We start from the raw sequence: 22,287 nt of genomic DNA, 5'->3' as shown, positions 1-22,287 counted from the left end.
GGAATCTAAATGATAATCGACATGAAAAATTTAACCAACATATTTTCATTAGCATTGGCTGTCATGCTCTCTATCGTGGGCTGTCAGATGGATGAGCCTGAATTGGACTCTTTGATTTCATCTTCAGCGCTCAAATATGAAGTGACACAAAATCCTGATGATCCTAATATGGTGATTTTGGAAAGTTTAACTCCCGGAGCCATCCCAATGTGGGTGACTCCTATGGGAAGATCTACCAAAGTAAAGGATACGGTGAGGCTACCATTCTCTGGTTCTTATCAATTCATCTATAACATTTCTGCATCTGGAGGCTTTGTGGCTGGTGACACCACCACCCTCGAGATCACCACTATGAACCTTTCCTATGTGGATGACCCACTTTGGAACACACTGACTGGTGGGGTGGGAGAGTCAAAAACCTGGGTTCTGGACCTAAATGAAGATGGTCTTTCTAAGTACTTCCTCGGCCCTATGTACTTCTATGGAGCGGATAATGGATGGCAAGGGGAATGCCTCGTGGAAGGTGGCGACTGTTGGAACTGGAATCCTGATTGGCCCGGAAACCAATGGGTAGCTGATGTGGGGAACTATGGTGAGATGACTTTTAGTCTCGACGGAGGAGCATTCCTTACGGCCAATCATCCAATGATTCCAGCCAGGGGTAACGAAAGTGGTACGTTTTTTCTGGATGTCAACAATTACACGCTGAACTCCACGGATGCAACTGCTCTACATACCCCCAACAATGAGGCTTGTGTGGAAGATTGGGGCAAAGCCCGGGTCTTTTCGCTGACTGACGACTACATGCAACTAGGGTTCTTAAGAAAAACCTCTTGTGATGGAGCAGCCATGCTGGTGTTTAACTATTTATCTAAAGAGTACAGTGATAACTGGGTGCCTGTAGAAGAGGGTGATCCAGAGCCTCCATACGATGGTGATGCCAATGGAGACTTGACAACTAACACGTCGACCTCTAAAACATGGATCATCGATCTGGCTTACCCATACAACTGGCACGACCTTGGTGGAGCCGCGTTGAACGAAGTAGCTACATTAGGTACTGATCCAGAGGGATTTGCCTTTACCACCTGGTCTCCACCATATGATGCGGACATATTCTCAGGAGTTTCCATGCAGCTGACTAAAACAGCTGATGCTGAAGGCGAATATATAATTGAAACCGGAGCAGGATCTTTCGAAGGTAATTATACCGTGAATGAGAAGAATGAGATTGATTTTGGTCAGGCTATTACCTTTTTCTCTGGTGTAGGGGGGTGGCTCACATTTGGCACCACGGCCGATAATAAATTGAGAATCCTGATGGCTGAATCTACTGCGGGCGCTGTGAACGGGATATGGTTGGGTCAAAAAGCTGCTGACAAGGATGAGTATCTCTCTATCCATTTGAAAGCCTCAGGAGGGGGAGGAGCCACTGACCCTGAAGATGCCATCAAAAGCATTTTGACTAGTACTTCTTGGAAAATAGACAGTGACAGAACCTATGATGTAACCACCACCTGGGGTGCAGAACAAGGGCCAATTATCTTTTCTGATTTTGCCACCTGGTCATGGAACCCGCTACCTGGTGAACATTACGCTGCTGGTGAAGCAGATGTGGATTACGGGCAGATGACTTTCATGGAAAATGGTACGGTAGAGATACTTCAGCGGAGGCGTATTTACACGTATGAGGAAGATGGAGAAACGATGGTCCGAAATGGGATGCCACAGGATGGTGATATGCTCTCTACAGACGAACAAGTGACTCTGATGGGTATATGGGTTCTTGATCTGGAAGCGAATAAGTTACGGATTTCTGTACCGGTACTCCACCCATGGACTGGAGATTATGCTGTGGTAAAATGGGGTGATTTAACTATCCAGAGAGTGGAGGAAAATGTAATGATTCTCAAGGTGTTGCGTGATGCTGAACTGTCCGGAGAAGATGAATTTTTGATGGCGTACGTGTACGTACCTGATAACGGATAATTGATGATCGGTTATCATCAACAGAGTCGGGATTATACCCCGACTCTGTTCTTATGTTTTAGAGAGATGAGTTAGAGAAACGAGTATATGATAGATGTTTTTAGATACTTATTATTAACTGTAAAGGTGCTGCTGCTGCTGCAGTTCTCCGCATGTGCCGAAAAAGGTGATCCAAAACCTGACGAAGGAGAGGTGCACCTTAGTGTAGATAAATCCAGTCTGGCTTTTGGGTCGGATGGAGGAGTAGAGGAAATCAACATTTCGAGTAATGCCATTTGGAAGCTTGAGTATCCTTCAGGCACTTGGGTGCGGGCTTCATTACAATCGACCAAAGGTGATGCCACAGTGAAAATAACAGTCGATAAAAATGAGACTACAGAACAGCGTCAGTTGGATTTCAAACTGTCGGCACAGGAGGCAGAATCTATTACCATCTCCGTCACACAACAGGCAGGTGAAGAAACCACAACCTCTGAAGAACCAGAACTAGCGGACTTTGTTGATCCTGACAACAGCGGTATGAGAAATATGACTTCTCTTGAGCTTTCTCAAGAAATGGGGCTCGGATGGAACCTCGGGAACTCGATGGAGGCGATTTCAGCGAACAACGGAGAACTATCCGGTGGAGAAACGTCCTGGGGCAACCCAGTGGTGACCAAAGCACTGATTGATGCTGTGAAAGCAGCTGGATTCAATACCATCAGGATACCTGTCTCCTGGTCCCACAAAATGGAAGATGCGGAGACATATCACATAAGCTATGAGTGGAAGTTGAGAGTGGAAGAAGTGGTCAACTACGCTTTGGATAATGAGATGTATGTGCTCATCAATATTCATTGGGATGGTGGCTGGATGGATTCGCCTACTTATGATGATCAGGATTACATTAATGACCGCATCGCGATAATGTGGAAGCAGATAGCCAAGTTTTTCAGAAATTATGATGATCACCTGCTATTTGCCGGTACCAACGAAGTTCATATGTCTGGAGAATATGGAGAACCGTCGACCGAGTATGCTGAAGTTCAAAACTCCTTCAATCAGACATTCGTGAACGCCGTGAGAGCGACTGGTGGGCGTAATTCGTATCGCCACCTGGTAGTTCAGACATACAATACCAACATCGGTTACGGGGTACGGCATTTTTCATTTCCGGCAGATGAGATTGGTGATCGACTGATGGTAGAGGTGCATTTCTATGATCCTTACCAGTTTGCCCTGGAGGAGAATGGGAGTACTTACCTATGGGGTGCTGAAAATGCAGGCAACGCCGCTCATAGTGGTTGGGGGGATCAGGACTGGATTGATGAAGCCTTCGGAGATGTAAAAACCTACTTTGTTGATATGGGTTACCCTGTGATACTTGGTGAGTACGGAGCGATTTTGCGCACTGAGCTTCCGAACTCAGCATATGAGCTACATATAGAATCCCGAAATGCTTATCTCACCTACGTTACTCGCGCTGCAGTGTCCAATGGAATGATTCCAGTCTACTGGGACAATGGGTATACGGGGAATAATGGATTCGGACTTTTCAATAGAAATAGTGGAGAAGTGGTTTATGAAGATGCCTTGCAGGCAATAATATCAGCGAATTGATAATTGAGCGAATGAAGAGTATAAAAATAATATGCGGGCTGGCATTACTGGTCACGTTGGTTATGTCATGCCAAACGGAAAAAGGAGGTCGCAAGGTCGAAGATTTTAATCATGACTGGCAATTTCTCCTTTCTGAAACAGATTCTTCCTCTAACCAGCCGTGGAGGAATCTCGACCTACCACACGACTGGAGTATTGAGGGGAGTTTTGACCCTAGCCATCCTGCAGGTGTAGGAGGAGGAGCCCTTCCTGGTGGTATTGGTTGGTATAAGAAGTCTTTCGAAATAGGTGAAGAATCTCGTGACAAAAAAGTGTTTATTCAGTTTGATGGTGTCTATCAGATGAGTCAGGTATGGCTCAACGGTAAGTTGTTGGGCTTTCGTCCCAATGGATACATCTCCTTTGAGTATGACCTCACCCCATACCTGCGATTTGATAAGGAAAATGAAATTCTCGTGAAGGTTGATAATGGTCAGCAGCCTAATTCCAGATGGTATTCGGGCTCTGGGATTTACAGAAATGTACGGCTGGTGACTACCAACCCAGTACATGTGCCGCAGTATGGTACCTATGTGGTCACTCCCGAGGTAAGTGCTCATCAAGCCAAAGTAGTGGTAACCACAAGCATAGTCAACCAGTCCGCAGTAGATCAAGATTTTCAGCTCAGTACCTCGTTGGTTGATGATAATGGTTACGAAGTAGGATCTTCCAAAAGGATTTTGAGGTTGCCGAGGGATGCATCGACCGAGGAAAATCAAGAAATGGTCATAGAGAACCCTCAGTTGTGGTCTTTGGAGTCACCGGAATTGTATAGAGCTATTACCACCATCATCTCGGATGGTGAGGTATTGGATGTTTACGAGACATCCTTTGGGATCAGATTTTTTGATTTTGATTCTCAAAAGGGCTTTTCGCTTAATGGAGTACCCACTAAAATCAAAGGTGTCTGTCTACATCATGACTTGGGTGCACTCGGCGCGGCATTTAATAAGCGGGCCATGGAGCGTCAGTTGGAAATCATGCAGGGAATGGGAGTCAACGCTATCAGAACGTCGCACAATCCCCCTGCACCGGAGGTTCTACAACTTTGTGATGAGATGGGACTACTCGTGATGGATGAGATGTTTGATATGTGGTCAATCAAGAAAACTGAATACGACTATAGCCAGTACTGGGCAGACTGGCACGAGCGTGACTTGCGCGATTTCATCCGCAGGGATCGCAATCATCCGAGTATCATCGCCTGGAGTATTGGCAATGAGATCATGGAGCAATATGATCACTCTGATAGCACCGGGGGGGTGATTGCCCGGGAGTTGGCTGCTATCGTTCGCTCCCTTGATTCCAGACCCATTACCACAGCAAATAATGACACCAGCCCGGATAATCCGTTGATCAGGTTTGGAGGCCTGGATATGGTGGGTTTTAATTACCACCATGAGCAGTTTGAGGCTTTTCCTGAGAATTTCCCCGATCAGGTTTTCATTGCTACAGAAACCAACTCATCACTCGCCACAAGGGGGTATTACGACATGCCTTCTGATAGTGTGCGCATTTGGCCGTTGGCCTGGGATCAGAAATTCGAATCAGGAAATCCTGGCAATACAGTTTCGGCCTACGACCATGTGCGTACACCCTGGGGCTCAACACAGGAGGACACCTGGCGGATTATTAAAAAGAATGACTTCATGTCTGGGATGTTTATCTGGACAGGTTTTGACTACCTGGGTGAGCCCACACCTTACGAGTGGCCCTCCAGAAGTTCCTACTTCGGATTAGTGGATTTGGCGGGGTTTCCCAAAGACAGTTATTATATGTATCAAAGCGAATGGACAGATGAGCCCATGCTGCATGTATTTCCGGCCTGGACCATACCTGCGAGTGAGAGTGATCGGGTGGTAGATGTTTGGGCTTACTACAATCAAGCTGATGAGGTGGAGCTTTTCCTGAACGGTAAGTCGCTGGGAGCGAAAACCAAAAAGAACGAGGAGTTTCATGTGATGTGGCGAGTACCCTTTGAACCGGGAGAACTGAGGGCTGTCTCCAGAAAAGACGGTCGTGAAGTATTGACTGTAATTAATCAAACTGCGGATGAACCTTATCAGATAGCCTTGAAAGTAGATCGAAGTTCGATCACTGCGGATGGTCAGGACTTATCTTTTGTGACGGTAACTGTCAGCGATAAGCAGGGCCAATTGGTGCCATATGCCGATAACTTGATTTCTTTTGACCTGAAAGGTCCCGGTAAGATCATAGGGGTGGACAATGGAAACCCCGTGAGTCATGAATCATTTAAGGCGAGCTATCGCAAAGCGTTTCACGGGCTTTGCCTGGCAATAGTTCAAAGTACTGAATCTCCAGGTGAGATAGTACTGCAGGCCTCGGGAGAAGGACTGAAAGGGGCAACTATCAAAATCCTCACCGCCAAATGAAGGATGTGCCATCCCTGAGGGCATACTCAAGAATTTAAACATTAATAAAGCTTAAAGAATGAACACACTAAAGTATCTACTCCTGTTTTTGACCTTTTCAGGATATGCTCAACTCCAGAATACAGGTATTTTGAACGAGCCACCAGATATCAGCAAGGACTTTTCCGACCTGAGAAATACTTATTTTCTAGCTGAAGACCTCACTTCTTTCGATCCGGCTACCGGCAAAGGAACCGTGAGGTATATTCGGAATAATTTCGCCACAAGGCAGGCGTTTGATAATATGCTAATGCGCCTGGTACCCGTATCAGCCAATGAATTCCCCACCACCGAGTATGCAGTAGCTCCGGAGCATCCTTTTTCCATTGAATTTACTTCAGCTCGTACAGTGCGAATCAGGATGACGTCCGGACCTCAGTATAGAAAGCCTGAAGAGTCTCTGATGCTGGTAGAGGGTGTTGCTCCTGTCGACACGAAATCATGGAAGTATAGCAAAACGACTTCTGGCCACGAGTATAAAAGTGAGTTTGGGCGCATTCTGATTACAGAAAAACCCTGGCATGTTTATATCTATGATGAAAAGGGGAAGCTTCTTACTCAGACCATCCATACGGATGATTTGAAGAATACCTACACACCTGTCACCCCATTTTCGTATGTGCGACGAGCCTCAGACTACTCCAGAAGTATGGATGCGGTGTTTGGGCTGTCACCGGGAGAGAAAATTTTTGGATGTGGAGAGTCGTTCCAGGAATTTAATAAACGAGGCCAGAAGGTGATTCTATGGACCGATGATGCCAATGGTGTGCAGAATGAAACCATGTATAAACCTGTGCCTTTTTACATGAGCAGTAGGGGATATGGAGTATTCATGCATCATTCCACACCGATCACCTGTGATTTTGGAAAGTATTTTAGTTCTGTCAATAGCATGATGATTGGCGATGACGAATTGGATTTGTTTGTCTTTATCGGTGAGCCGAAGGACATTCTGGATGAATATACGGATCTCACAGGGAAAGCGCCCATGCCTCCGCTTTGGTCGTTTGGTTTTTGGATGAGCCGGATCACTTATTTCTCAGAAGCGGATGGTAAAAAAGTAGCTTCCAGTCTCAGGAAAAATAAAATCCCGGCAGACGTTATTCATTTTGATACAGGCTGGTTTGGTGTAGATTGGCGCTGTGATTATCAGTTCCCCACCGATCGCTTTCCTGATGCACCTCGGATGATCACCGATTTTAAGAAACAGGGGTTTGAGATTTGCCTTTGGCAGTTGCCCTATTTCACTCCTCAAAACACCCTCTTTGATGAACTGGTGAGCAAAGGTTTGGCGGTGAAGGATGGCAAGGGCAACATTCCTTATGAAGATGCAGTCATGGATCTATCTAATCCCCAGACTGTGAGTTGGTACCAGGATAAAATAGCAAGTCTCCTCCGCGAGGGAGTAGGAGCCATCAAAGTGGATTTTGGTGAAGCCGCTCCGGCAAATGGAATTTATCATTCTGGTAGAACAGGCTTCTATGAACACAATCTTTATCCACTTAGGTACAACAAAGCTGTGGCAGACATCACCAAAGAGGTCACAGGTTATCCATTCATATGGGCGCGTAGTGCTTGGGCCGGGAGTCAGAGATACCCTGTGCATTGGGGTGGAGATGCAGCCACTTCCAATGGAGCCATGGCAGCCACTTTGCGTGGTGGTTTGTCTTTTGGGTTGTCAGGATTTTCCTTTTGGTCACACGACATTGGCGGATTTGTTACTACTACACCAGAAGACCTTTATCGTCGATGGACGCCTTTTGGTATGCTCACCTCACATGTGAGAAGTCATGGCGAGCCACCTACGGAGCCTTGGGAATATGGGGAGGATTTTATGAATGCCTTCAGACTTGCTGATAACATGAGATACGAGTTGATGCCTTATATCTATACTCAGGCAAAGTATTCTAGTGAAAACGGACTGCCAATGGTGCGGGCCCTTTTCGTGGAGTATCCAGATGATCCGGGCTCATGGCTTGTAGACGACCAGTATTTGTTTGGGGCAGATATTTTGGTGGCCCCATTGCTGGAGAATGGCACCTCTCGTGAGGTGTACCTTCCTCCCGGTTTGTGGATCGACTATCAGACGGAAAAGGAATACCCTGGTGGGTGGCATACTATGGAAGTGGGAGAGATTCCCATAGTGATGTTGGTTCGAGATGGCACCATCCTTCCTCATGCCAAGCTGGCTCAAACGACCAAAGAGATTGACTGGAAAACTTTAGAGTTGCGCGTATTTTCGACCAATGGTAAAGCGGCAGGGCTCCTGTATACGCCAGAGGCTGATGCTATCGGAGAGATCGTCCTGACCAAGGTTGGTGAAGATTATAAGCTTACTACCGATCCTTTTAAGGATAAAATTAAGTACATCATCAAAAAGTCTGCGTTGTAGTTTTTTGGTTCAATGGGATAGTAGTTTTCTCTGGGAGTCGGTTGGTTGCTGACTCCCTTTTTTTATTTTGATCCTACGAGGCAAAAATCGAGATAAAATTTATCGTTTGGGCTGCCCGCACTATTTTTGCACCGAATCAAAAAAGAACCCAAGTATGTCTGATAAACCAATTACCTCATTTATTGAAAAGCACTTTCTTCATTTTAATTCTGCGGCTCTCCATGATGCAGCCAAAGGCTATAAGCACCACCTGGAAAGTGGAAAGAAAATGCTGATCTCACTGGCAGGGGCAATGAGTACTGGTGAACTGGGGATTTCCCTTTCGGAAATGATCAGGCAGGACAAGGTTCAAATCATCTCGTGTACTGGTGCCAACCTGGAGGAGGATGTGATGAACCTTGTAGCTCACAGTCATTACAAAAGAATTCCTCATTATCGTGACCTTACCCCCGAGCAGGAGCGAGAGCTTCTGGATCAGGGCCTCAATAGGGTGACAGATACCTGCATTCCCGAGGAGGAGGCATTCAGACGAATCCAGGAGCACATTGTGAAGATTTGGAAAGATGCAGAAGCCAAAGGGGAAAGATACTTTCCGCATGAGTTTATGTATAAGTTGCTGGACTCGGGCATGCTGGATGAGTACCACGAAATAGACCCTAAGAATAGCTGGATGATCGCAGCCAAGGATAAAAACCTTCCTATGGTCGTTCCAGGCTGGGAAGACTCTACGATGGGGAATATTTTCGCATCATACTGTGTCAAAGGGGAGTTGAATCCGCGTACCATGAAGTCGGGGATTGAGTACATGACCTATCTCGCAGATTGGTACCTGGAGAACGCCGGCACAGAAGGTATTGGGTTCTTTCAGATTGGTGGTGGTATTGCCGGAGATTTCCCGATCTGCGTGGTGCCAATGCTCTATCAGGACCTGGAGAAAACTGATGTGCCTTTCTGGAGCTATTTCTGCCAGATTTCAGATTCCACTACCAGTTACGGTTCGTATAGCGGGGCTGTTCCCAATGAGAAAATTACCTGGGGAAAACTGGATATTGATACCCCAAAATTCATTGTTGAATCAGATGCTACCATTGTGGCTCCACTGATTTTTGGCTATGTACTAGGTTGGTAATTAATTACTATCCTTTGGTTCCAGCTGACCCTTCATGAAAAGATTATACTCCTCGCAGGTGAGATATGGCTCACCTGCCGAGTAGGGGCAGGTTTTATAGATCAGGTCAAAAGGCCCTTGCTTGATTACCACACCCTGACCCCTGCAAACCGGACAGATCATCTTTTCCAGCCCTCCACAGTCATAGTCTTCGCCACTTAGGTCTGATTTTAGATCGGCCGTATTTTGCTGGGCTATTTTCAGGTATTCTTCTTCTGAGTACTGGAGATATTTCACCGCTTCATCATAAAACCGACCCTGTGTGCCTTTTAGCTGGATATATTTATTCAGCCAGTTGATACTTTGCTTGTATTTATCCAGGTGGTAGCTGTTTTTTCCAAAATAAAAAGCCAGGTCAGAGGGCAGAGCAGTCATATGCTTCAGTACATATAAATAAACCTCATTAGCTTCTTCATATTTCCCCTGCTCCATCAATTCGGCGGCCTGATCCATCTTGGCGTACATCTGGCTCTCTACAGGAGATTGAGCGAGCAAAGGTGCGGAAATGGCTAGTAAAATGAGAATTAAGAATAGCTTCATCGGTAGTCTTTCTGAAACGTAAATATGCCCAATTTAATTGCCCTTTTGAAGTTTTGATGTCACAAAACCTAATCTCTATTCACTTGAATTAGCGCGGTAATCCGGCTAACTTCGTAACAAAAAGACGCAATGTGATGGAAAGAACATTAACCCAAAACAAAATGACCCCAAACGAAACAGATTTTTTACCAATCAACGGCACAGACTACCTGGAAATCTATGTCGGTAATTGCAAGCAGGCGGCACATTACTATAAGACGGCCTTCGGCTTTCAGGACCTGGCATATGCAGGCCTGCAGACTGGTCTGAAGGACCGGGAATCTTATGTGCTTGTACAGGATAAAATCCGATTGGTGCTTACCTCACCCCTGAAATCAGGCACTGATATCGGCAGGCATATTGATCAGCATGGTGATGGTGTGAAAATAGTAGCACTATGGGTAGATGATGCCCGCAAATCTTATGAAGAGACGACTGCCAGAGGTGCCAAATCTTATATGGAGCCCGTGGTGGAAAAGGATGAACACGGTGAAGTGGTAAAAGCAGGAATATACACCTATGGCGAAACGGTGCATATGTTTGTGGAGCGAAAAAATTACCACGGGGTGTTTCTTCCCGGGTATGTAGAGTGGAAAACGGACTATCAGCCTGCTCCTATAGGTCTGAAATACGTAGATCATATGGTGGGCAATGTAGGCTGGGGAGAGATGAACACCTGGGTAAAATTTTACGCAGAGGTAATGGGATTTTCTCAGCTGGTATCGTTTGACGATAAGGACATTTCCACAGAGTATACGGCCCTCATGAGTAAAGTGATGAGCAATGGAAATGGCCGGATTAAGTTTCCAATCAACGAACCTGCTGAGGGTAAGAAGAAGTCCCAAATTGAGGAATACCTGGATTTTTACGAAGGATCGGGTATTCAGCACATCGCAGTGGCTACGGACAATATCATCGAGACGGTCACGGCCCTGAGAGACCGTGGGGTTGAGTTCTTGAGAGTTCCGGCAGTGTATTATGAAGATTTGCTGGACAGAGTAGGAGAAATAGATGAGGAGTTGAGCCCTTTGCGTGACCTGGGAATATTGGTGGATCGTGATGATGAGGGTTACCTGCTTCAGATTTTTACCAAGCCGATAGAGCCAAGGCCGACCATGTTTTTTGAAATCATTCAGAGAAAAGGGGCTAAGTCTTTTGGTAAGGGCAACTTCAAGGCGCTTTTCGAGGCGATAGAGAGAGAGCAGGAAATTAGAGGAACATTATAATAATATAGTGGGGTTTTTTCGTTTTGAGCGGAGAGACCCCAATTGGTGTATGATTTATAAGGTAGTCATTTTTTCGTTTTTCATTTTTGGATTGGTGGTATGCGGCTTTAGCCAGTCTACCCGGGATGTGAATGCTCCCAAGCCTCCATCTGCCAGGTACCAGTCGTCCAAGAAGGCCAAAAAGCAGTTTTTTCTTTTTAGGGTTTTTAAAAAGAAGGATCGTCAGTTGACGGGAGCGGAGGAGGTGGCCGAATTCAGAAAGCGGATCGCCAACACTACCCGAAAAAAGGCGAAGATGGAGAAGAAGGCTGCCAAGCCGCAATACTCTGATCCGCTCTATTTTGGACACAAAAAGCCTCCGAAAAAGCGCCCAAATGGCAAAAAGAAATTCTGTAAAGAGTGCGGATTGACACACTAAGCTAACCTACGAAATGAACCAACTGGCCCGATTCATAGAATCCACCAATCTCAATCCACAGATAACCGGTAGGGAGGTGGATTTTTTAGTAAGCGAAGCTAAGGATTTGCAGGTTTTGGGCGTATGTGTTCCTCCTTTCTGGGTGAAGCGGGCTTCCCGCGAAATTGCAAGCGCAGATCTGCAGCTGGTGACCGTTATAGGATTTCCTCTGGGTTATCAGATGACCGAAACTAAAATAGAAGAGGCTCGTTTGGCTCTGCGAGATGGTGCCAATGAACTTGATCTGGTCATGAATGTTTCGGCGTTCAAAGATGGGATGCCCTGGCCGAAAGTGGAGTTTGCGAAGATGTCCAAACTGGCGCATGAACATGAGGCCTTACTCAAGGTGATTATAGAAGTAGCCTACTTGAGCGATGAAGAAATCTGTAGAGCAGCAAGACTTTGTGCGGATGCTGGGGTGGATTTCGTGAAGACCTCCACTGGGTTTGCCAAAGGCGGAGAGGCTACAGTAGAGCACATTACGCTTTTGAGGGGTACGCTTCCCTCCAGTGTGGGGATTAAGGCCTCTGCGGGCATCAAAACAAGGACTCAGGTGGAGAAACTTTTGGCTGCCGGAGCAGACAGGATTGGTACTTCGAGTGCCAGAGATATTTTAATGAACTAACCTATGGCTTTAGAAATCAGGTGTTTTGGAAAGGTACAAGGAGTCTTTTTCAGGGCTTCTACCAAGAATCTGGCTGATGATCTGAAACTAAAAGGCTGGGTTCAGAATGAGGTGGAAGGCTCTGTGCTAATACATGCCGAAGGGGATTACAAAAAGCTGGCGGAATTACTGGAATGGAGCAAAGAGGGCCCCCAATTTGCGGTGGTCAATCGGGTGGAGTCATGGGAAGCTCCCGATGAGGATTATCCTACATTCGAGATCAGACAACGCTAAACTCAGGCAGTTTTTAGGGTCTTATTTCTGGTAATGCGCAGGTTGAAGTGCCCCAGAATGGTTTTACGCATTCCGTAATAGAGAAACTTGGTGTTGGTGCCTTGCTGCAGAATACAGGCTTTCAGAATGGCTCGATAGATTTCCGGCTGTGTACAGAAATACTGAACCCATTTTTCAAAGCTTTCGGACCAGTTTTCGGCGTACACTTCGTAGTGGCTACGACCGTCCCATATGATTTCCAGCTGATTATTCCCTTTTTCGTATCGATAAATGGCAGCCAGAATTTCATAAAGCTCTTCGAGCAGGGAGGTATCGTATTTTTCTATGCTTTTGAGTCGAAGAATGAAATCATCTACCAGACCCATTGGATTTTCCAGCGCCATATAACTATCAAAAGCAATTTCAACCCAACGCTGCAAGAGCTGCGGTTCCACGAACCCCTGGGCCGCCCTGAGTATCGAATTCTTGTCCTGATCGAAGTATTTGTCCTGGTAAAGCATAAAAAAAGGGAATGGTCAAAAACCACTCCCCAAAGATATTGAATATGTTTTTAATTAGTTTGCCGCTAGGGTAAAGATCCACGCACCGTTAAAGCCTGCCGCTCTTGCGCTGGCGTCAGTAATGGTGAATGAGAGCGTTAACGTAGTAGGCGCGTCCGGATTGTCAAGAGTAGCTTGCACTGTAACTCCATCACTTCTCAGGATAGTTCCAGTGTCAGCAGACTCGTCTTCTCCATCAAATGTCCAACTCAAACCAGAACCCCAAACATCGCTGGCACCTTCGTTAGAAGGAACTCCGCTTACAGAGTAGCCGCCAATGTCAGTTTCTGAATTGTAGGTGAATCCAATGGTGAAACCATCCCACTCGGTGCGATTTTCGGTATCCTTGGTCACAGAAGTAGGCGACCATGTTTTAGATAATGCCATTCCCACAGCATCTCTTGGATCGTCCTTTTCAGACTTCTTCTTCTTTTTGCAAGAAACGAAAACAATTAAAGAACAAAATACTAAGGCAGTTAGTAGTTGAGTGATTCTTTTCATAGAGTGATTTTTGTCAAATTTAGTTAAGACAGTTGCAAATTATTGAAAAATAAGAATTTTATATCACTTTACCCAGAAGAATATTGGAGAATTATCTTACCCGGTAGGTTGGATACTGAGAGTCAAACGCCTCAGGGTATCCTTTATTGTCCTTGCTTGAAATTTTCTATGGAAATGATATGATTGGCGCCAGCATATTCCTGTGGTTGATTGGAAGCGATGATCATGGTTTGTTCATCGGAAACTTTCTGAAGCATGGAGAGGTACCAGTCCGTACCATCCTGATCGAGGTTGGAAGTGGGTTCGTCCAGGAGCAGAAGGGAGGATTCGTAAAAAAAGGCCAGCACCAGTCTCAAGCGTTGCTTCATGCCTGAGGAGAAATCTTTGACCAACTTGTCCTCAGCACCAGCAAGATTACTAAGTGCGAGCATTTCTTCATGTGAGCACAGGGCTTTTTTGAATTTATTATGAAAAGCCAGGTGCTCCTTCAGTGTGAATTCTTCCAGAAGGTTGAGGTAAGGAGCAGCAAAACTAAATTGTGTCTGAATATGCTCCTTGCTGTCTCCGTAGGTCACCTTGCCTTGAGAAGGCGTAAGATAGCCACCCAATACTTTTAGAAGCGTGGATTTCCCAGATCCATTGTGCCCCGTGATGGCGATGGTATCTCCGGGACTGATCTCAAAGTTGAGGTGCCGGAAAACCCATTCGCGGTTATATTTTTTACCAAGGTCAGTGAGCGTGATCTTCATCTGCTAATCTTTATTTCCCCGCATCATACCACGGTTGGAGTCTTCAATGAATTTGATGATGTCATCCCGCTCCACGGAAGGATTCAACTCCATTTTGATTTTGTCAAGTGCCTCAGTATTGTTGAGGCCGCTAAGGTAAAAGATTCGATAGATATCCTGTATTTCTCTGATTTTATCGTTGGAGAAAGCCCGCCTTCTGAGCCCAGTGGAATTCACTCCGGCATATGAGAGGGGATCGCGGGCGGCAGTTACATAGGGTGGTACATCTTTTCTCACCAGCGAGCCACCGGATATCATGGTATGGGCACCGATTTTCACAAACTGGTGGATGGCTGTGGTGCCCCCAACAAAAGCATACTCACCGATGTGTACATGCCCGGCCATTTGCACGGCATTGGCTAGAATAACGTGATCTCTAATGATACAGTCATGGGCCACATGTGTGTAAGCCATCAGCACGCAGTTTCTGCCAATTTTGGTGTCATTTCTATCAAGCCTGGTTCCCTTATTGATGGTCACGCACTCTCTGATGATGGTATCGTCACCAATGGTGGCAGTTGATCGCTCACCTTTATACTTAAGGTCCTGGGGTTCGGCGGAGATCACGGCACCGGGAAATATGCGACAGTTTTTCCCAATTCGGGCGCCATCCATGATGGTAGAGTTGGGACCAATCCAGGTACCTTCTCCAATCACCACATCTGCAGCGATAGAGCAAAAGGCTTCAATGGTTACATTTTCAGCTATTTGAGCCTGAGGATGAATGTATGAAAGCGTACTCGTCATACATCTTTTCTTACAATGCTGGCAGTCATTATTCCTTCACACACCAGGTTGTTACCCACATATGCCACACCTTTCATTTTCGCAAATCCCCTTCTGATGGGCTGCATGAGTTCGAGCTTCATCACCAGTGTATCTCCGGGCACCACCATTTTCCTGAATTTGAAGTTTTCGATCCCCAAAAAGTAGGTCCAATAGTTTTCAGGGTCTGGTACCGTATTGAGTACCAGGATACCACCAATCTGGGCCATGGCCTCCACCTGGAGTACACCTGGCATTACCGGGTTTCCCGGAAAGTGACCTGCAAAGAAAGGCTCGTTCATGGTCACATTTTTGATGCCAGCCACCTGCTCATCGTCCAGGTGAAAAATCTTATCTATCAACAGGAAAGGATATCGGTGGGGCAGTATTTTGGATATCTTATTGATGTCCAGAACAGCCGGTACCTTCGGATCGTACTGGGGAATGTGAATATGACTGGCCTCACTCATGATTTTTTTGAGCTTTCTGGCAAAGGCCACGTTGGTGGTGTGACCTGGTCTGGCTGCCAGTATCTGCGCTTTGATGGGCCTGCCCACCAGTGCCAGATCTCCCAGTACATCCAGTAGTTTGTGCCTGGCTGGTTCGTTGGGGTAGAGGAGTTTCTCGTCATTGAGAATGCCCTCGCCATAAAAATCAATCTTTGGTTTGTTCAGTAGTTTGCTGAGCTTAGCGACTTCTTCTGGTCTCACCTTTCTATCCACTACCACCACAGCATTACTGAGGTCGCCCCCTTTGATCAGGTCGTTTTTGTAGAGTTCTTCTATTTCGTGAAGAAAGCAGAACGTGCGGCTCCTGGCAATGTCATTTTGAAAATCTTCGAGCTTATTGAGGGAAGCATGCTGGCTCCCCAGTACTTTGGAGCTATAGTCTACCATCACGGTCACGCGGTAATCATCCAGCGGAAGAGCAGCAATCTCTACTCCCAGACTTTTGTCCTGATAAAAGATGCTTTCCGGGATTTCATAAAAGTTACGCTGGGCGTTTTGCTCTTCGATCCCCACTTTGAGGAAGGCGTCCACGAAAGGCCCCGCGCTTCCATCCATGATCGGCGTCTCCTGACTGTCCAACTGGATCAGGATATTGTCTATTTCCATTCCCACCAATGCCGCAAGTACATGCTCTATGGTTTGAACCCTTGCTCCATCTTTTTCCAGCGTTGTTCCCCGGTTCACATCGATCACATAGTCCACATCCGCTTCTATGATAGGTTGGCCTTTGAGGTCGGTACGTTGAAACTTTATGCCATGGTTGGGTCGGGCAGGTTTGAACGTAATGTTTGCCGCCATACCTGTATGTAGTCCCACTCCTGAGAGGGTTATTGGCTTCCTGATGGTCTGTTGGTAAACTTTCATTTTGGGCTGTTGGGGGTCAAATTTAGGATTTTTTGCTCAAGTTCCTGAATGCACGCCATCAGCTCTGGAAGCTTTTTGTAAATGGCGTATGATTTCAGGTACCCATGACGATCCATGGCTGGCACACCAAACAGAATTTGATCAGATTTGGTGCTTTTGGTAACCCCCGATCGGGCGCCGACTTTGGTATGATCGGCTATGTGAATGTGCCCCACCGTACCTACCTGCCCACCGATCATCACGTGCTTGCCCACCTTGGCAGAACCTGAAATGCCTGTTTGGGCAGCAATCACCGTATGCTTTCCTATTTCCACATTGTGGGCAATCTGTACAAGGTTGTCGATTTTCACCCCATCCTCAATGCGGGTGGTGCCGAGGGTAGCACAGTCAATGGTGGTATTGGCCCCGATATCTACATGGTTGCCGAGCTCCACATTTCCAGTTTGCGGGATGTTTTGATAAGAACCATCCGGCTTGGGGGCAAATCCAAACCCGTGTGAACCGATGACCGCCCCTGCCTGAATGTTGCAATAAGCTCCGATGATGGTTCTTTCGTAGATCTTAGCTCCGGGATAGATGATCGTGTGATCACCTATGGTGCAATGGTCCCCAATGTGTACCTGAGGGTGTATTTTCACATTCTTCCCGATGGTGACATGGTCGCCTATGTAGGCAAATGCACCGAGATAAAGCCCATCAGAATGTGAGAAGTCTGTTCCCAAATGTACAGGAGCCTCTATTCCGGTCTTCTTCAGGATAGTGAGTCGTTGGTACTCTGCCTGCAGCGCAGTGAAACTCAGATAGGGATCATTCACCCTGATGAGGACTGTTTTAGTCGATTGCTTGGGTACAAAATCCACGCCTACAATCACCGCGGCAGCATGTGTATTATATAAATGCTGTTCATATTTGGGGTTGGCCAAAAAAGAAACAGAATCGCACTGAGCGTCCTCCAGACTAGAAATGCCCAGAATAAGGATATTCGGATCGCCGGCTACTTCTCCATTCAATATCTCCGCAATTTGACCTACCGTTAAATTCATAAGTGTGGTTTTACACCTGGCGTTCAGACGGGTAAAGATAGGTTTTTGGGGAAGCAGAGATAGTATTTCTTCACGATTTTGCTCATGGCTTTGATGTTGGGTAGATCGGTAGCCTGAGCCACGTCCACTACCTCTCCACTCTTCATCAGGATATTGATGCTGCCGCCTTTGGCAATATAGGCTGCATTACTGATGGAGCCCTTTTGGATAAAATACTTAGCCTCCTGGGCAGAGTAGCCCTGTGCGAGTAATTGCTGCAGGACCTGATCGATTTGCTCTGAGCTGAATTTGTCATTGGACAGCCGAATGCCGAAAAGCCTGCGGTTGAGCAGATCATTGCTTAGTTTGCTCAACACCACGTCATCATGAGACTGCCACATTTTGATGGAGCCCCACACATCCATGTCGTCCAGCATGGCAAATACATCCAGGAGGTCTTTATCGTCGAAGAACTCCTGCTGGGTGATGTTGCGCTCCAGAAAAATCCTGAAGGCAGGCGTTGCGGGAATATCTTTCCCACTTTGAGTGAGTTTCTTAGCACGCTTAATCAGCGAGATGAGCATGGCCTCTGCCGAAACAGCCGTTTTGTGAAGGTACACCTGCCAATACATCAGGCGACGGGCACTGAGGAAGTTTTCGATGCTGTAAATCCCTTTTTCTTCTACTACCAACTGATCGTTTTCGACGTTCAGCATTTTGATGATCCGCTCCGCACCTATGGTGCCCTCGTACACCCCGGTAAAGAAACTATCGCGCTTCAGGTAGTCCAGCCGGTCCACGTCCAGCTGGCTGGAGACCAGCTGATGAAGAAATTTCCGATGATATTTTCCCGTAAAAATCTGCTTGGCCAACTCCAGTCGGCCGCCAAATTCTTTATTGAGTTTATCAAAAATCCAAAGCGAAATCTGCTCATGCTGCACGTCTTTAAATAAACTGAACTCCAGGGTGTGAGAGAACGGCCCGTGCCCAACATCATGCAAAAGGATGGCCACCAGCGCAGCTTCATACTCTGCATCAAAGATCATGACCCCTTTGCTACGTAGGGTGTCAAGGGTTTTTTGCATGAGGTAGGTAGCCCCTATGGCATGGTGAAACCTGGTATGCAAAGCACCCGGATAAACAAAGTCTGTGAGACCGAGTTGTTTGATCCTACGCAATCTTTGAAAATATGTGTGTTCAATAATATCAAAGACCAGTTCGTTGGGTATATTGATAAACCCGTACACGGGATCGTTTAAAATTTTCTTTTTGTTCAAATTGAAAAAGCGGTTTGATATTTGTTCACTTACGTCAAAAATAGATGAATGCAGAAATATAGAATTTTATGGGCTGATGATGAAATAGATCTCCTCAAGCCACACATCCTTTTTTTAAGTAACAAAGGATTTGAGATCACTCCGGTCAATAGCGGATCGGATGCACTGGAGGAAATAGATCATCACACCTTCGATTTGGTTTTTTTAGATGAAAATATGCCAGGGATGTCCGGTCTGGAAACCCTCAATTACATTAAATCCACGCACCCGAACCTGCCAGTGGTCATGATCACCAAAAGTGAAGAAGAACACATCATGGAGGAGGCCATCGGTGCGAAAATAGCCGATTACCTGATCAAACCACTGAACCCGAATCAAATACTCCTCTCGGTCAAGAAAATTCTGGACAATAAGCGCATCGTATCTGAGCATACCAACCAAAGCTATCAGCAGGAATTTCAGAAGTTGAGCATGACAGTGCAGGATCTGGATGATTTTGAGGGGTGGGCAGATCTCTACAGAAAGCTGGTGTACTGGGATCTGGAGATTGATAGTACAGATGATAAAAGTATGTTGGAGGTGCTGAATACTCAGCGCTCGGAGGCCAATCAGCGGTTTTCTGACTTCATCGTGGACAACTATCGCGATTGGATCACCGATCCTGATGTGGACAGGCCTTTGCTTTCTCATCAGGTACTCAAGAAGAAGGTATTCCCTTTACTGAAAAGTGAAAAGCCGGTTTTCCTCATCGTCATAGATAATCTCAGATTTGATCAATGGGAAATATTGGAACCCGAAATATCGGAGTTATTCAATATTGTGAACAAAGACTACTACTATTCTATATTGCCAACTACTACGGCTTACGCCAGAAATGCCCTTTTTGCAGGACAGATGCCTCTGGATATTGCCAAAAATCATCCTGACCTGTGGGTGGGTGAAGATGATGAGGATGGAAAGAACCTCTATGAGGAGCAGTTGTTAATGAAAAATCTGGAGAAAGAGCGTCTTCAGGTAAAAGCCAGCTATCACAAGATCATCAAGGCCAGTGATGGTAAGAACCTCACGGACAATGTGAAAAACCTGATGAAAAATGACTTCAACGCTATTGTATTTAATTTTGTAGACATGCTGTCGCATGCCCGCACAGATATGCAGATGATCCGAGAGCTGGCTCCAGATGAATCAGCGTATCGGTCTATCACCAAGTCGTGGTTCTCACATTCATCGCTTTATGACCTTTTGCGCTACTTATCGGGTAAAGATGTGAAGGTGGTGATCACCACGGATCATGGGACCATCAGGGTGAAAAAACCCTATAAAATAGTGGGTGACAGAAACACCAATACCAATCTGCGGTATAAAGCCGGGCGAAATCTTGCCTTTGAAGAGAAGGGAGTACTATTCACCAGAGACCCCGATGAATTCAGGTTGCCAAAAGTAAACGTGAGCACAGCCTTTGCATTTGCGCGCGAAGATTTTTTCTTTGCCTATCCAAATAATTACAATTACTACGTCAACTTCTATAAAGACACCTTCCAGCATGGTGGGGTGAGCATGGAGGAGATGATCATACCTTTGGTAGAGCTGGCACCTAAATGAAAACAATTTTAATTAGTGAAGAAGGGGAGTTGAATGCTGTGGCTGATGCATTGCTGCCACTGCTCACAGCGCAGCGCATCGTTTGCTTCAATGGAGAGATGGGAGCGGGTAAAACCACCCTCATCAAGGTGATCTGTGAGCGTCTTGGTGTACAGGATCCTATGAGTTCGCCTACTTTTTCCATTGTGAATGAATACCGGGATACTGAGGATGACCCCATTTATCACTTTGATTTTTATCGGGTAGAAAAGCTGCAGGAAGCGCTCGATATCGGAGTGGATGAATATTTTTATTCAGGAGATATTTGTCTGATAGAGTGGCCGGAGATGATAAAAGAATTGATACCTGAAAATCACCTTGAAATAAGTATTAAATTAGTGGGAGACAATGGACGTGAAATAACCATAGCTTCACATGGCGGATAAAATGAAATCGGGTTTTGCGGAATTAGCCCGTGAGCGGAGCATGTACCCACAAGAGGCACCTGCAAAGATTAAGAGAGGATCAAAATCATTGTTTATAGGGGTACCTAAGGAGATTTCGCTACAGGAGAGCAGAGTGACCCTCAAGCCAGAATCAGTGGAGGTGCTGGCTGCCAACGGACACGAAATCTGGGTAGAAGCAGGAGCCGGGAAGTCCGCGCATTATTCAGACAGAGAGTATAGTGAAGCTGGTGCTAAAATTGTAAACTCCGCCAAGGAGGTTTTTAAAGCCAATATCATTTTGAAAGTGGAGCCGCCCACACTGGAGGAAATAGAATACCTCAATGATGGAGCTACCATCATTTCCGCATTTCAGTCGGGTCGCCAATCAGTAGAATATATTCATGCACTCAATGCAAAGAAGATCACTGCCATTGCCTACGAGTTCATCGAAGACAAAGTAGGGGGGCTTCCGCTTGTGCGGGCCATGAGCGAGATAGCCGGTAGTGCGGTGATGCTCATCGCGGCAGAATTGCTCAGCAATACCAATGGTGGGCAAGGGGTGATCCTGGGTGGGATCACAGGTGTGCCGCCAACTCAGGTGGTCATCCTGGGTGCAGGTACCGTGGCAGAATATGCCGCCAGAGCTTCCATAGGGCTCGGTGTGGATATCCAGATTTTTGACAATCATATTTATAAGCTGAGGCGAATCAAACATGCTCTTGGGCAACAGATTCATACGTCTACGATTGACAATGCTACACTGGAGGGCGCCATTAGCAAAGCAGATGTGGTAATAGGCGCCATACGTGCTGAAAAGGGTAGAAATAAGTGTGTCATCACAGAAGAGATGGTGGCTAAGATGAAATCCGGTTCGGTCATAATAGACGTGAGCATTGATCAGGGAGGCTGTATCGAAACCAGCGAGATGACCAGCCACAAAAAACCGACCTTCAAGAAACACGACGTGATCCACTACTGCGTGCCCAACATTGCTTCCAGGGTATCACGTACAGCTTCCATAGCCATTTCAAATATTTTCACACCTATTCTGTTGCACGTGGCAGACGCAGGAGGGGTGGATGAAATGATCTTCAACCACCCCTGGTTTATGCGAGGGGTTTATACCTATCGTGGTAGCATTTGCAATATTCACCTGGCTCGCAAGTTCAATTTGGGCTATAAAGACCTGAACTTGCTGATGGCCGCCAGGTTCTGA

The 22,287-nt window shown here is 46.2% G+C and carries 20 protein-coding genes; 12 read left to right on the top strand and 8 right to left on the bottom strand.

From position 1 onward, the window contains the following. The first annotated feature begins 21 nt into the window (after positions 1-21). From ACHKAR_RS18805 to ACHKAR_RS18785, 5 genes are all read left to right on the top strand, one after another. A complete protein-coding gene (locus tag ACHKAR_RS18805) occupies positions 22-1,989 on the top strand; it encodes a hypothetical protein (protein ID WP_395418945.1) in 1,968 nt (655 codons plus the stop codon). 87 nt (positions 1,990-2,076) lie between these two features. Continuing rightward, a complete protein-coding gene (locus ACHKAR_RS18800) occupies positions 2,077-3,588 on the top strand; it encodes a cellulase family glycosylhydrolase (RefSeq protein WP_395418944.1) in 1,512 nt (503 codons plus the stop codon). An 11-nt stretch (positions 3,589-3,599) separates the two neighbouring features. Beyond that, positions 3,600-6,020: a beta-galactosidase GalB gene (gene galB / locus ACHKAR_RS18795; protein WP_395418943.1), complete on the top strand. Its 2,421-nt coding sequence runs from the start codon at positions 3,600-3,602 to the stop codon at positions 6,018-6,020. 58 nt (positions 6,021-6,078) lie between these two features. Then, on the top strand, positions 6,079-8,451 hold the full coding sequence (locus tag ACHKAR_RS18790) for a glycoside hydrolase family 31 protein (protein WP_395418942.1): 2,373 nt from the start codon (positions 6,079-6,081) through the stop codon (positions 8,449-8,451). Positions 8,452-8,605: 154 nt separating this feature from the next. Further along, positions 8,606-9,580 carry a deoxyhypusine synthase family protein gene (locus tag ACHKAR_RS18785; protein WP_159581249.1) on the top strand — a complete coding sequence of 325 codons (975 nt, stop codon included), beginning with the start codon at positions 8,606-8,608 and terminating at the stop codon, positions 9,578-9,580. Here ACHKAR_RS18785 and ACHKAR_RS18780 read toward each other — a convergent pair whose 3' ends face one another. Then, on the bottom strand, positions 9,581-10,159 hold the full coding sequence (locus ACHKAR_RS18780) for a hypothetical protein (protein ID WP_159581247.1): 579 nt from the start codon (positions 10,157-10,159) through the stop codon (positions 9,581-9,583). Positions 10,160-10,293: 134 nt separating this feature from the next. Here ACHKAR_RS18780 and hppD point away from each other — a divergent pair, with 134 nt between their 5' ends. From hppD to ACHKAR_RS18760, 4 genes are read left to right on the top strand one after another with little or no spacing between them, the layout of a single operon-like run. Beyond that, the gene (gene hppD, locus ACHKAR_RS18775) at positions 10,294-11,424 is read left to right on the top strand and encodes a 4-hydroxyphenylpyruvate dioxygenase (protein WP_395418941.1); all 1,131 of its coding nucleotides are present in this window, start codon (positions 10,294-10,296) and stop codon (positions 11,422-11,424) included. 49 nt (positions 11,425-11,473) lie between these two features. Continuing rightward, positions 11,474-11,842, top strand: coding sequence for a hypothetical protein (locus ACHKAR_RS18770; protein WP_159581243.1), 369 nt, complete (start codon positions 11,474-11,476; stop codon positions 11,840-11,842). A 13-nt stretch (positions 11,843-11,855) separates the two neighbouring features. Next, positions 11,856-12,506 carry a deoxyribose-phosphate aldolase gene (gene deoC, locus ACHKAR_RS18765; RefSeq protein ID WP_395418940.1) on the top strand — a complete coding sequence of 217 codons (651 nt, stop codon included), beginning with the start codon at positions 11,856-11,858 and terminating at the stop codon, positions 12,504-12,506. A gap of 3 nt (positions 12,507-12,509) precedes the next feature. Beyond that, complete coding sequence (locus ACHKAR_RS18760; RefSeq protein ID WP_159581239.1) at positions 12,510-12,779, top strand: acylphosphatase; 270 nt, start codon at positions 12,510-12,512, stop codon at positions 12,777-12,779. Positions 12,780-12,781: 2 nt separating this feature from the next. On the opposite strand, the gene ACHKAR_RS18755 is transcribed toward ACHKAR_RS18760, so the two are convergent. The 7 genes from ACHKAR_RS18755 to ACHKAR_RS18725 form a co-directional block, all read right to left on the bottom strand. Next, positions 12,782-13,279 carry a hypothetical protein gene (locus ACHKAR_RS18755; protein WP_159581237.1) on the bottom strand — a complete coding sequence of 166 codons (498 nt, stop codon included), beginning with the start codon at positions 13,277-13,279 and terminating at the stop codon, positions 12,782-12,784. A 54-nt stretch (positions 13,280-13,333) separates the two neighbouring features. Beyond that, the gene (locus tag ACHKAR_RS18750) at positions 13,334-13,705 is read right to left on the bottom strand and encodes a hypothetical protein (protein ID WP_159581235.1); all 372 of its coding nucleotides are present in this window, start codon (positions 13,703-13,705) and stop codon (positions 13,334-13,336) included. 257 nt (positions 13,706-13,962) lie between these two features. Beyond that, entirely contained in the window at positions 13,963-14,568 is a 606-nt protein-coding gene (locus ACHKAR_RS18745) for an ABC transporter ATP-binding protein (protein ID WP_395418939.1), read from the bottom strand. A 3-nt stretch (positions 14,569-14,571) separates the two neighbouring features. After that, positions 14,572-15,354, bottom strand: coding sequence for an acyl-ACP--UDP-N-acetylglucosamine O-acyltransferase (gene lpxA, locus ACHKAR_RS18740; RefSeq protein WP_159581231.1), 783 nt, complete (start codon positions 15,352-15,354; stop codon positions 14,572-14,574). Further along, positions 15,351-16,745 carry a bifunctional UDP-3-O-[3-hydroxymyristoyl] N-acetylglucosamine deacetylase/3-hydroxyacyl-ACP dehydratase gene (locus tag ACHKAR_RS18735; RefSeq protein ID WP_395418938.1) on the bottom strand — a complete coding sequence of 465 codons (1,395 nt, stop codon included), beginning with the start codon at positions 16,743-16,745 and terminating at the stop codon, positions 15,351-15,353. Before ACHKAR_RS18735 ends, lpxA begins: the two co-directional genes overlap by 4 nt. Continuing rightward, a complete protein-coding gene (lpxD, locus tag ACHKAR_RS18730) occupies positions 16,742-17,788 on the bottom strand; it encodes a UDP-3-O-(3-hydroxymyristoyl)glucosamine N-acyltransferase (protein ID WP_395418937.1) in 1,047 nt (348 codons plus the stop codon). The genes ACHKAR_RS18735 and lpxD overlap by 4 nt, the downstream gene beginning before the upstream one ends. Before the next feature lie 23 nt (positions 17,789-17,811). Then, the gene (locus ACHKAR_RS18725; protein WP_159581225.1) at positions 17,812-19,044 is read right to left on the bottom strand and encodes an HD domain-containing protein; all 1,233 of its coding nucleotides are present in this window, start codon (positions 19,042-19,044) and stop codon (positions 17,812-17,814) included. Between the two features lie 48 nt (positions 19,045-19,092). On the opposite strand from ACHKAR_RS18725, the gene porX reads away from it, so the two are divergent. From porX to ACHKAR_RS18710, 3 genes are read left to right on the top strand one after another with little or no spacing between them, the layout of a single operon-like run. Further along, a complete protein-coding gene (porX, locus tag ACHKAR_RS18720) occupies positions 19,093-20,646 on the top strand; it encodes a T9SS response regulator signal transducer PorX (RefSeq protein ID WP_159581223.1) in 1,554 nt (517 codons plus the stop codon). After that, positions 20,643-21,071: a tRNA (adenosine(37)-N6)-threonylcarbamoyltransferase complex ATPase subunit type 1 TsaE gene (tsaE, locus tag ACHKAR_RS18715; protein WP_395418936.1), complete on the top strand. Its 429-nt coding sequence runs from the start codon at positions 20,643-20,645 to the stop codon at positions 21,069-21,071. The genes porX and tsaE overlap by 4 nt, the downstream gene beginning before the upstream one ends. After that, positions 21,061-22,287 (top strand): alanine dehydrogenase, encoded by a 1,227-nt coding sequence (locus ACHKAR_RS18710; RefSeq protein WP_395418935.1) that lies wholly within the window; start codon positions 21,061-21,063, stop codon positions 22,285-22,287. Before tsaE ends, ACHKAR_RS18710 begins: the two co-directional genes overlap by 11 nt.

Source organism: Marinoscillum luteum, from assembly GCF_044005705.1.
In the GTDB taxonomy this organism is placed as follows: Bacteria; Bacteroidota; Bacteroidia; order Cytophagales; family Cyclobacteriaceae; genus Marinoscillum; species Marinoscillum luteum.
This window is presented reverse-complemented; position numbering and strand designations above follow the sequence as displayed.